At 33.0% G+C, this 12,088-nt stretch carries 11 protein-coding genes and 1 tRNA gene; 8 read left to right on the top strand and 4 right to left on the bottom strand.

Features of this window, described 5'->3' with window-relative positions:
* Positions 1–3: 3 nt before the first annotated feature.
* Together AC1EUY_RS02340 and AC1EUY_RS02335 are read right to left on the bottom strand one after the other, a co-directional pair.
* Positions 4–852: a DUF4249 domain-containing protein gene (locus AC1EUY_RS02340; RefSeq protein ID WP_480193886.1), complete on the bottom strand. Its 849-nt coding sequence runs from the start codon at positions 850–852 to the stop codon at positions 4–6.
* Between the two features lie 3 nt (positions 853–855).
* Entirely contained in the window at positions 856–3,255 is a 2,400-nt protein-coding gene (locus tag AC1EUY_RS02335; protein ID WP_480193885.1) for a TonB-dependent receptor, read from the bottom strand.
* A gap of 73 nt (positions 3,256–3,328) precedes the next feature.
* On the opposite strand from AC1EUY_RS02335, the gene AC1EUY_RS02330 reads away from it, so the two are divergent.
* Entirely contained in the window at positions 3,329–4,114 is a 786-nt protein-coding gene (locus AC1EUY_RS02330) for a tRNA pseudouridine synthase A (RefSeq protein ID WP_480193884.1), read from the top strand.
* An 84-nt stretch (positions 4,115–4,198) separates the two neighbouring features.
* Here the strand turns inward: AC1EUY_RS02330 and AC1EUY_RS02325 are convergent, their stop codons facing one another.
* Complete coding sequence (locus tag AC1EUY_RS02325; protein ID WP_480193883.1) at positions 4,199–5,341, bottom strand: acyl-CoA dehydrogenase; 1,143 nt, start codon at positions 5,339–5,341, stop codon at positions 4,199–4,201.
* A gap of 200 nt (positions 5,342–5,541) precedes the next feature.
* Between AC1EUY_RS02325 and AC1EUY_RS02320 the strand changes: the two genes are divergently transcribed.
* The 7 genes from AC1EUY_RS02320 to AC1EUY_RS02290 all read left to right on the top strand — a co-directional run bounded on the left by AC1EUY_RS02320 (position 5,542) and on the right by AC1EUY_RS02290 (position 11,690).
* Entirely contained in the window at positions 5,542–6,768 is a 1,227-nt protein-coding gene (locus tag AC1EUY_RS02320; RefSeq protein WP_480193882.1) for a Glu/Leu/Phe/Val dehydrogenase dimerization domain-containing protein, read from the top strand.
* A 31-nt stretch (positions 6,769–6,799) separates the two neighbouring features.
* Complete coding sequence (nhaD, locus tag AC1EUY_RS02315) at positions 6,800–8,197, top strand: sodium:proton antiporter NhaD (RefSeq protein ID WP_480193881.1); 1,398 nt, start codon at positions 6,800–6,802, stop codon at positions 8,195–8,197.
* Between the two features lie 117 nt (positions 8,198–8,314).
* Positions 8,315–9,016, top strand: coding sequence for a MotA/TolQ/ExbB proton channel family protein (locus AC1EUY_RS02310; protein ID WP_480193880.1), 702 nt, complete (start codon positions 8,315–8,317; stop codon positions 9,014–9,016).
* Positions 9,017–9,024: 8 nt separating this feature from the next.
* A complete protein-coding gene (locus tag AC1EUY_RS02305) occupies positions 9,025–9,411 on the top strand; it encodes an ExbD/TolR family protein (protein WP_480193879.1) in 387 nt (128 codons plus the stop codon).
* 12 nt (positions 9,412–9,423) lie between these two features.
* A complete protein-coding gene (locus AC1EUY_RS02300; protein WP_480193878.1) occupies positions 9,424–10,341 on the top strand; it encodes an energy transducer TonB in 918 nt (305 codons plus the stop codon).
* Position 10,342: 1 nt separating this feature from the next.
* Positions 10,343–11,554 carry a bifunctional folylpolyglutamate synthase/dihydrofolate synthase gene (locus AC1EUY_RS02295; RefSeq protein ID WP_480193877.1) on the top strand — a complete coding sequence of 404 codons (1,212 nt, stop codon included), beginning with the start codon at positions 10,343–10,345 and terminating at the stop codon, positions 11,552–11,554.
* Between the two features lie 58 nt (positions 11,555–11,612).
* Positions 11,613–11,690, top strand: a tRNA-Val gene (locus AC1EUY_RS02290).
* An 86-nt stretch (positions 11,691–11,776) separates the two neighbouring features.
* On the opposite strand, the gene AC1EUY_RS02285 is transcribed toward AC1EUY_RS02290, so the two are convergent.
* On the bottom strand, positions 11,777–12,088 hold the full coding sequence (locus AC1EUY_RS02285) for a DUF3467 domain-containing protein (protein ID WP_480193876.1): 312 nt from the start codon (positions 12,086–12,088) through the stop codon (positions 11,777–11,779).

The raw sequence follows: 12,088 nt of genomic DNA, 5'->3' as shown, positions 1-12,088 counted from the left end.
AATTTATTCGATTATAATTTTCTTAGTGTAAGTTTCAATAATAGCAAAATAACCCAATGCGAAATTGTTTATTTGATTTACATTATCAAAAGAATCAATATTATCTGTTTCGGTAACATTGGCAATATTTCCTCGAACTGTAGCAGCAGGAGTATCAAAAGGACCAAAATCTTGAGCTCCACTTTGATCAATTATTTGATTCATATAATTGTAAAATTGTTGGTCAACTCCCATAATACTTACTTCAATTTCTTGACCAGGCTCAATACGATCATCGTAGAAATAAGAAAAAGAAAATTCTTGACCCTGGTAAAACTGATCTTCGGTAGTAAGAAATTCATTAAAATCGAAATCGAACAAATAGAAATCATCTCTACTTTCACTATCTGTAAAGGTTACAATAATTTCGGTATCATCTTCATCAATTAAAGTACCAGTTCCTTGAACGATAGTATTTATTGGAACAGTAGGAACAAATTGTGTTTGAGATTTGTATATTTCGTCTTTATAGTTTATTTGAAGTATCCATTCTCCGTCTATTAATGTAGTTGTTAGACCGTCATTGGTAATATAAATTCCAGGTTCATCAGGGGAAGCTGTAAATACAAGTACTCTGGAAGAAATTGATTCTAGAAGGGTCATTTGATCGATGGATGTGGCAGGAATGTCTTCAAAGAAGGCACTGGTTTCGCTGACCTTAATTTTAATAAATTCGGGATTATTCTGATCAACTCTAATAATCGCATCAACAATTAATCTTGGTGGTTCTGTTGGTGTTTCGATCTCAACAACATCTTCGCAAGCAATTAACGAAAAAAGTATTCCAAAAATTAATATTAGATTTTTTCTCATTGATTAAAATTTAAAGTTATACGTTATAGAAGGAACCACTCCAAATATCGATGTTTTAATGGCTTCATTCGTACCTGTATCTTGATTCCTCCTAAAATTAATAGAAGCAGCATTTCGTCTATTGTATAAATTATAAATGCTAAATACCCATTCTGATCGCCACTTTTTATTTTTCTCTTTCGGTGTATAAGTAGCTGAAAGATCAATGCGATGATAATTAGGTAATCTTTCTACATTTCTTAATCCATAATATGGAATTGTAAGACCTTGAATTTCAAATTGCCCTATTGGGTAGTTCGTTGGTTGCCCAGTTTGAAAAATAAAATTGGTATTAAAATTCCATTTTTTACTTAAATCATAGCTCATATATAGTGCTATGTCATGTGTCTTATCAAAAGGTGTATTGTACCATTCACCAAAGTTAATTCCGGTTTCTCGATCATTTCTTCCATTATCTACAGCGGGTATTCTTCCTAATGTTCTTTGTTCAGATTTAGATAAGGTATAAGCAAGCCATCCTTTAAAATTTCCTTCATTCTTTCTAAATAAAAACTCTAGCCCATATGCTCTTGCTTCTCCATTAAGTATAACTTGTTCTATAGCATTATTGGCTATAAGTTGTGCACCATCGATATAATCTATACGATTTTCGATATCTTTATAGAAGACCTCAGTTTCAATACTATAAATACCATCTTTAATATTTTTAAAATAGCCTAGTGCATATTGATCTAAAATTTGTGGTTCTACAAATGGCCCGCTTGGTGTCCAAACATCAAGCGGAGTAGGTGAACTCGTATTAGAAAGTAGGTGTAAGTATTGAGCCATATGTATGTAACTAGCCTTTAAAGAACTATTTTCATTGAATGAATATGCCAGCGAAAATCGAGGTTCTAAATTTGTAAAATTAGCTAGTTGTTCTGATCTACCTGATTGTATAGTATCAATAGGTGTTGCTTCTTGATAAGTTAATAAAAATGGATCAAATTCTACAGGGTTATTATTTTCATAAATGAATAATTCATCTTGACCTAATCTTATAAAATGACTTAACCTCAAGCCATATTGCATGCTTAGTTTTTTAGTTATTTTATGTTCTATATCAACATATATTGCACTTTCATTTGCATACTTTTTTGTTAATTGTTTTTTAAGAATGCCCGAATCAGATCGATTAGGCTCTATTTTTCCTGGGTTAAAAACATAATAGATGTTATTTAGGCCATAGTTCATTTGAAACTTGTCGTTTATATAATGTTTTAGGTCATACTTTGTATTAAAATTTAGAATTCCCGAATTCCATTTAAATCCAACAAAGTCAAGCTCTAATCCATAATCATAATCAGAATATATTAATGAGAGGTTAGAAAATAGTTTATCTGAGAAAAGATGGTTCCATCTAAAATTAACTAAGGTATTTCCGTAGGTATTTACAAAGCTATCATCAATGCTAAAGAGGTCTCTGCCAAAATATCCCGATAAAAAAATATTATTTCTATCATTAATTTTACTATTAAGCTTGGTATTTACATCGTAGAAATAAGCTGAATTTTCAATATCAAATAAAGGTAAAAATAAGTGAGCGTACGATGCTCTACCTCCAAATAAAAATGCCGATTTATCCTTTTTTATAGGTCCTTCTACTAGTAAACGACTCGCTACAGCTCCAATTCCACCATTTACTTTTAATTCTTTACTATTGCCCTCTTTTTGAAAAATTTCTAATACTGAAGACACGCGACCACCATATCTAGCTGGAATACCTCCTTTATAAAGTTTTACGTCTTTAATTGCATCAGGATTAAAAACAGAGAAAAAACCGAATAAATGTGAAGAATTAAAGATTGTAGCTTCATCTAAGAGAATTAGATTTTGATCTGCTGCCCCACCTCTTACATTAAACCCAGATGAAGCTTCACCTGCACTTGTTACACCTGGTAACAATAATAAAGATTTTACAACATCTGCTTCTCCTAAAACGACAGGAATACTTTTAATTGTCTCAATTTTAAGAGCGCTAACGCTCATTTGTGGGGTACGTATGTTTAGTTTTTCTACATCGCCTTTAATAACTACTTCATTAAGTTCTTCTGAGGTCTGTTTAAGTTCAAAGTTTAATTTCAGATTTTTGTCTAGTGTTATTTTTTGAGAAAGATTATCAAAACCTAAATAACTAATATAAATAGTATATTCTCCTTTGGGTAGTGTAATAGAGTAAAAACCATATTCATTTGTTGTTGTTCCTGTATTAAGTTCTGAGATTATTATCGATACACCAATTAAAGTTTCATTACTAGTAGCTTCTGAAATAGTCCCACTTAGAGTAAATTTTTCTTGTGCATTGGTCTGAAAAAATAAAAGGCAAAAAACGATAATGAAATAGCTCGTAAGTTTAAGCAGCATATGTTTTTGTTTTAAATTTACAAATTGAGTCTCAATGTATATATATACTTTCTTTATTTTAACAATAAAATTAATGGATTACAATTTTACATATTTGGTACGGTTTCAATATTTAGGCTTTCGATTACATGGTTGGCAAAAACAGCCTCATCTTAAAACAGTGCACTTTGTTTTGGATAAAACATTAAAGTTTGTTTTTAAAGATATTCAATTTAAGACCTTAGGAGTTGGAAGAACGGATGCAAAAGTATCGTCAACGGATTATATTTTTCAATTATTTACTGATACAGAAGTAGATCAGGATGTATTTTTGCAAAGTTTTAATATGAACTCACCTAGTGATGTACGTGTAAATACGATTAGTAAACTCGATGATAAGAATTTTAATATTATTCAGCATCCAAAAGTAAAAGAGTATCGTTATTATTTTTCCTTTGGTGAGAAAAACCATCCATATTGTGCACCATTTTTAGTTGGATTTTTAGATAAGCTAGATATTGAACTAATGCAACAAGGTGCCAAATTATTTAAAGGACATCATAATTTTAAACTTTACTGTACAAAACCATCTGCTGAAACAAAAGTGCAACGAATTATCGATTATTGTGAAATTATAGAAAATACTGAATTGACTGCTTCTTTCTTTCCTGAAAAGAGTTTCGTGTTGATTGTTAGAGGAAGCGGTTTTTTAAGAAACCAAATCAGACTAATTATGGGAACTTTAGTAGATTTAGGAAAAGGAATCATAGATTTAGACTATATTAAAGATAGTTTACTAGGAGTATCTAAAGATACTTTTATCAAAAATATTGCTCCAGCTTCGGGTTTACATTTGTATTTTGTTACGTTAAAAAAGTAGTCTCAAGCTCAATTGAGTTATATAAAAACTTTTAAACAAAAAAATCCACCAAATAGGTGGATTCATATTTTTTTTTAAAATAAATTACTCTTTAAGTAAGCTACGAGAAATCACAATTTTCTGAATCTCTGAAGTACCTTCATAAATTTGAGTAATCTTAGCATCGCGCATTAAACGCTCTACATGATATTCTTTCACAAAACCATTACCTCCATGAATTTGAACAGCTTCAACAGTATGTTCCATAGCTACTTTAGATGCATATAATTTTGCCATAGCACTAGTACGATCATAATTATTGCCTTGATCTTTATCCCAAGCAGCTTTCATTACCAGATGTCTAGCTGCTTCAATTTCTGTGTACATATCTGCCAATTTAAAAGCGATAGCTTGATGGTTACATATTTCAGTGCCAAATGCTTTGCGTTCTTTAGAGTATTTTAGTGCCAGTTCATAAGCACCAGAAGCAATACCTAAAGCCTGAGCAGCGATACCGATTCTTCCACCAGATAAAGTTTTCATTGCGAATTTAAAACCAAATCCATCTTCACCAATTCTATTTTCTTTCGGAACTTTTACATCGTTAAACTGTAAGGTATGTGTATCACTGCCACGAATACCTAGTTTGTCTTCTTTAGGACCGATGTCAAACCCTGGAGTACCTTTTTCAACAATAAAGGCATTAATACCTCGATGACCTTTATCTCGATCTGTTTGGGCGATGACGAGATATACATCAGAGCGACCACCATTAGTAATCCAGTTCTTAGTACCATTAATAACATAATGATCACCTTTATCTATAGCTGTAGTGGCTTGCGAAGTAGCATCAGAACCAGCTTCTGGTTCACTTAAACAGAATGCACCAATCTGTTCGCCAGATGCTAATTTGGTTAGGTATTTTTGTTTTTGTTCTTCGGTTCCGAAGGCTTGTAAACCATAACAAACTAAAGAATTATTAACCGATACCATTACAGAAGCTGACGCATCTATTTTTGATAATTCTTCCATAATCAATACGTAAGAAATGGAATCCATACCACTACCTCCGTATTTTGGATCAACCATTACCCCCATAAAACCAAGTTCCCCCATTTTACGTACTAATTCGTTAGGAAACTCTTGCTTATCATCTCTTTCAATAACTCCCGGTAGTAATTCTGTTTGTGCAAAATCTCTAGCGGCGTTACGAATCATTAAATGCTCTTCAGTGAGGTTAAAATCCATAGTTCTTATTAAAGTGGTTTTAGTTAAAATAATTGACTGTAAAGATACTAATTTTTATATTTTTTTAAAGAATTGTGATTCTTAAAAGCCTGTTATATTTTACTGTTTTAGATAAGTATTTTTGTAGGATATTACTTTATATTTGTTGATGAATTTTTGAATAAATAGCAAAATAAAATTTGACTTATCGAAGACATACTATGAAAAAATTACTACAAAAATACGAGAATAAACAACCAGAAATTGTTTTTAATTGGAAAGACCCTGAAACAGAGGCTGAAGGTTGGACGGTTATTAATTCACTACGTGGCGGAGCTGCGGGTGGCGGAACGAGAATGCGTAAAGGGTTAGATATGAATGAGGTACTATCGCTTGCAAAAACAATGGAAGTAAAATTTACAGTTTCTGGACCAGCAATTGGTGGTGCAAAATCGGGTATTAATTTTGACCCTAGAGACCCTAGAAAAGAAGGTGTTTTGAAGCGTTGGTATAAAGCAGTTGCCCCATTATTAAAAAACTATTATGGTACTGGTGGAGACCTGAATGTTGATGAAATACATGAAGTAATTCCGATTACAGAAGATAGTGGTGTATGGCATCCTCAAGAAGGGGTTTTTAATGGTCATTTTAAACCTACAGAAGCCGATAAAATTAATAGAATTGGTCAATTAAGACATGGTGTTATTAAAGTAATTGAAGATAGCTCTTATACACCCGATGTATCTAAAAAATATACAGTAGCAGATATGATTACGGGTTTTGGTGTCGCAGAAGCTGTTAAGCATTATTATTCGATTTATGGTGGTGATGTAAAAGGAAAAAGAGCGGTTATTCAAGGTTTTGGTAATGTAGGTTCTGCCGCGGCATATTATTTAGCTCAGATGGGAGCAAAAGTAATTGGTATAATTGATAGAGCTGGAGGAGTTATTAATGAAGAAGGCTTTTCATTTGAAGAAATAAGACAATTTTTCTTAAATAAAAAAGGGAATACGCTAATTGCTGATAAGATGATTCCTTTTGAAGAAATGAATCAGAAAATTTGGAAACTTCCTTGTGAAATTTTTGCTCCTTGTGCTGCTTCGAGGTTAATCACGCAAGAACAAATAGATGAAATGATCAGTTCAGGCTTAGAGGTAATATCATGTGGAGCAAATGTTCCTTTTGCAGATAAAGAAATTTTCTTTGGCCCTATTATGGAGGATACTGATAGCAAAGTAAGTCTTATACCAGACTTCATATCAAACTGTGGTATGGCGCGTGTTTTTGCCTATTTTATGGAAAGAAGGGTAGCTATGAATGATAAAGCAATTTTTAATGATACTTCAGAAGTAATTAAAAAAGCGTTACATAATGTGTATATTAAGAAATCATCAAAAAATCACATTAGTGCAACTGCTTTTGAGATAGCCCTTGAACAATTGATTTAATTTTATATCTTTAAATCACTAAAACTAACCAATGGAATCATTTATAATTTTAGTCTTTGTATTAGGCTACCTTGCAATTACATTAGAACATAATTTAAAACTAGATAAGCTTATTCCTGCTCTAGCTATGATGGCTATTTGTTGGGCATTAGTAGCTTTTGGTATCGACGGGTTTACTACTTGGTTTGATTCTGGTAAGCATGCTTTAGTCGAGAATTTTTCGGGCTTAACGCATGAAAATAAGATGCATTTAATGGAAGAAACATTACTGCATCACTTGGGTAAAACAGCAGAAATATTAGTGTTCTTGTTAGGAGCCATGACCATTGTTGAAATTATAGATTATTTTAATGGTTTTGCTACAATTAAGAGTTTTGTAAAAACAAAAAGTAAATCTAAACTACTTTGGATTTTTGCTTTTTTAGCATTTATACTCTCTGCAATTATTGATAATTTAACCGCAACAATTGTATTAATTACAATTCTTAGAAAGATAGTGCCAAGTCGTGAAGATAGAATTTGGTTTGCTGGTTTAATTATTATAGCGGCTAATGCCGGAGGAGCATGGTCTCCTATAGGAGATGTAACAACTACCATGCTTTGGATTGCAAAAAAGGTATCAACAGGTCATTTAATAGGTTATTTATTAATACCTTCTTTAGTATGTATGTTGGTGCCTACTTTAATTGCTTCAAGAATGAAAGCCTTTAAAGGAAAAATAGAAACAAAAGATGAAGATGATGAACCAATTAATCCTAAAGGAGCAACCATGTTTTACTTAGGTTTAGGAGCTATTATTTTTGTGCCGATATTTAAAACAGTAACGCACTTGCCACCATATGTAGGCATGATGCTTTCATTAGCAGTAGTGGCAGTATTTGCTGAGATTTATAGTAAATCAAAATTCAGTATATCATCTGTCGATGATGACCACGATGGCCACGATGCAGGGGCACATTATAGTCCTGTACATGGAGCTTTATCTAAAATAGAAATGCCAAGTATCTTATTTTTCTTAGGTATTTTATTAGCTGTGGCAGCATTAGAATCGCTAGGTATTCTGTTTAATTTTGCAACTACATTAAAAGAATCAGTACCTTTATTGGGTACAGAGTTACATGGTGAAGGCATTTCTGATTTAGTAGTTATTTTACTAGGTATTGGCTCTGCAATCATAGATAATGTGCCATTAGTGGCAGCAAGTCTAGGTATGTTTTCTGAACCTTTAGATAATGAACTATGGCATTTTATAGCATATTCTGCTGGTACAGGCGGTAGTATGTTAATTATTGGGTCTGCTGCAGGTGTAGTAGCTATGGGTATGGAAAAAATAGATTTCTTTTGGTACTTAAAGAAAATAAGCTGGTTAGCCTTCTTAGGATTCATTGCGGGAGCAGCTGTTTTTATGTTTACAAGAACCTTATTTTAAACAATAAAAATAGACTATTTAACCCTGACAATTTTGTTAGGGTTTTTTTATAAATATCAGTACAATTTTAAGTATTTATTTTCGTTTAGAAGTAGTATTCCCTATATCAAGAAATTTATGTTTTTAACTTTTCAAGAAGGAGCAGAAGTTGCTCAAGGTGCTTTAGAAGAAGTAACGTCAGAAGAAAAAACCTTATCAATTTATCAATTAATCATGGATGGAGGCCTTGGTGGTCAAGTCGTTATTCTGGTATTGTTAGTACTTTTAGTGGTTGGTTTATATATTTATTTTGAGCGTTTCTTTGCTATTAAAGCAGCATCAAAAACCGATAAAAACTTTATGAATCAAATAAGAGATCATGTGTCTAACGGTAAGTTAGAGGCTGCTCAGATTCTTTGTGCGCAACAACCTTCGCCTGCCGCGCGATTGATTGAAAAAGGAGTTTCAAGAATTGGTAAACCTTTAGAAGATATTAATAAAGCCATCGAAAATGCAGGAAGCTTAGAAATTTATAAGTTAGAGAAAAATGTAAGTATATTAGCAACTATTGCTGGTGCGGCGCCTATGATAGGATTTCTAGGTACGGTAGTTGGTATGATTCTTGCCTTTCATGAAATGGCTACAAGTGGGGGCCAAGCTGAAATGGGTTCATTAGCATCTGGTATTTACACTGCGATGACAACTACCGTAGCAGGTTTAGTGGTTGGTATCATAGCATATATCGCTTATAACCATTTAGTGGTTAGAACCGATAAAGTAGTACATCAGATGGAAGCTAAAGCGGTTGAATTTTTAGATTTATTGAATGAACCTGCTTAGTAGTATTTATGAAATTTAAAAACAGAAATAAAGTAAGTCCTGAGTTTAGCATGTCTTCTATGACAGATATCGTTTTTCTGTTATTAATCTTTTTCATGCTTACGGCAAATTCACCTAATGCTTTAGATCTTATTTTACCTAAGGCTAAAGGAAAATCTACCAATACTCAAAATGTATCGGTAAGTATTAAGAAGAACGAAAATTATTATGTAAATAATAAACAAGTTAGTGAAGAAAGTATCGAAGGAGAATTACGTAAATTATTAGCAGACAAAGAAACACCAACGGTACTGCTAAGAGTAGAAGAATCAGTTCCCATAGAAAAAGCTGTACTAGTCATGGATGTTGCTAATAGAAATAAATTTAAAGTAATTTTGGCTGTACGACCGAAATAGATAATATATATCATGTCATTTTTAGATACACCACATAAAAGAAAATCTGCTGCCATAACTTCAGTGCTTATGGCGTTATTGCTTTTTATGATATTTACTTTAGGAATGACCTATTTAGATCCTCCAGAAGAATTGGGTATTGCTGTTAACTTTGGAACTACAGATTATGGTAGTGGGAATATTCAGCCCAATGAGCCTATTAGATCTGAGCCTCAGCAAGAAGAACCTATAGAAGAAACAGCAGTAGAAGAAGAGGTAGTAGAAGAAACGCCTGTTGAAGAATCAGTATCTGCTCCTGAAGCAAAGGCTGAAGATATAGTTACTTCTGAAGATGAAGAATCAATTAAAATAAAAAAAGCTGAAGAGGCAAGGCGCAAAGCCGAAGCCGATGCTAAACGTAAGGCAGAAGAAAAATTACAACGAGAAAAAGCTGAAGCTGAACGAAAAGAACGTGCTCGTAAAGCTGCAGAGGCACGCAAAAAAGCAGAACAAGAAGCAAAGCGTAAGAAGCTAGATGCCATGATGGGTGGTCTTAATAATTCTGAAGGTACAGCAACTGGTGGTGAAGGTGATGACAGTAGAGCTGGTGACAAAGGAAATCCGAACGGAGATCCTAATGCAAGTGGTTATTACGGATCAGGAGGGTCGGGTAATAGTGGCAATTATCGTCTAAGTAATCGAAAAGCGGTTGCTAAGCCTAAACCTACGTATGATTGTAATGAAGAAGGTAGAGTAGTAGTGAGTATTTCGGTAGATAAATCGGGCAGAGTTATTGCAGCTACACCAGGTATTAAGGGTACTACGAATTCTGCATCTTGTTTATTAAAAAGAGCAAAAGAAGCAGCTTTAAAAACACGATTTAATTCAGATAACAAAGCTCCTACAAAACAAGTAGGATCTATAATCTATAATTTCTCTTTATCAAATTAAGTTGAATTATCAGGAAACTTTAGGTTGGATGTTTGCACAACTTCCGATGTATCAACGTCAAGGTAAAATGGCGTTTAAGAAAGATCTTACCAATACCTTAGCTTTAGCAGAATACCTCGGTAATCCACAGAAGAAATTTAAAAGCATTCATGTGGCTGGCACCAATGGTAAAGGTTCTACAAGTCATATGTTGGCTTCCATTTTACAGGAAGCCGGTTACAAAGTTGGTTTATATACTTCACCCCATTTAAAAGATTTTCGAGAGCGTATTAAAGTTAATGGTACGATGATACCAGAACAAGATGTCATTGATTTTATTTATAAAAAGAAACAATTTTTAGAGAAACAAGGCCTTTCCTTTTTTGAAATGACTGTTGGGTTCGCTTTTTACTATTTCGCTAAAGCGGAAGTTGACATTGCTATTATTGAAGTTGGTTTAGGAGGAAGGTTAGATTCTACCAATATTATCATTCCTAAAGTTTCTGTAATTACGAACATAGGGTATGATCATACGCAGTTTTTAGGGGAAACACTGCCAGAAATAGCATTTGAAAAAGCAGGAATTATCAAAGAAAGTATTCCTGTAATCATAGGAGAACGACAAGATGAAACTACCAACGTTTTTAAAAGAATCGCCAAAGAACGTAAAACAACATTAGTGTATGCCGAAGAAGAAAAAATAAAAAAGTACAAAACAGATTTGTTAGGAGACTATCAGCAAAAAAATATAAAAACGGCAGTAGCTACTATTCAAAATTTACATGGATTTAATGTTTTAGAAACACATATTAAAAAAGGACTTTTGAATGTAGTTAGGAACACAAGTTTACAAGGAAGATGGCAAGTTTTGCAAAAAGAACCTAAAGTAATTTGTGATACGGCTCATAATAAAGAAGGGCTTACCTATGTATTACACCAACTTACCAAAGAGAATTTCGAAAATTTACATATAGTACTAGGGGTTGTAAATGATAAAAATTTAAAAAACATTTTACCAATGTTTCCAAAAAAGGCGACGTATTATTTTTGTAAACCTAATATACCTAGAGGTTTAGAAGCTGAAAATTTGAAATCTGCTGCTAGTGAATTTAAGTTGAAAGGTGAGGTATATACTTCGGTTCAAGATGCTTATAAAGCTTCTTTAAAAATGGCAAAAAAAAGAGATATGATTTATGTTGGAGGGAGTACTTTTGTAGTAGCAGAAGTTTTATAAAATTTTCAATTAAAATCTTTGCTAGAAATAAAAACTAAATTATATTTGCATCCGCTTAGGGCAATTAGCTCAGTTGGTTCAGAGCACCTCGTTTACACCGAGGGGGTCGGGGGTTCGAATCCCTCATTGCCCACCAAAATTAAAACCCACTCAATTTTAAGTGGGTTTTTTAAGTTTTATTAATAAAGAAAAACGCCGAACTAATGTTCGGCGTTTTGTTATTTATGCTTGACCAGCAGGACCAAAATTTAACGGAATTGGAGGTTGCTCGTAATCTTTAATTTCACCATGGGCACTTTCAAATCGTTTCACATTTTCAGCCAATGCTTTCGTTAATCGTTTAGCATGTTGCGGCGTTAAAATGATTCGAGATTTTACTTTTGCCTTAGGTACACCTGGCATTACATTAATAAAATCAACAACAAATTCTGAAACTGAGTGATTAATGATTGCTAAATTAGAATACGTTCCTTCAGCAACTTCTTGATCGAGCTCTATATCTAATTGCTTATGGTCTTTTTCTTGCTTTGCCAT

The sequence above is a fragment of the Maritimimonas sp. 2210JD6-3 genome, from assembly GCF_056591795.1.
Note: the sequence above shows the minus strand (reverse complement) of the source record. Positions and strands in the feature narration are given on the sequence as shown.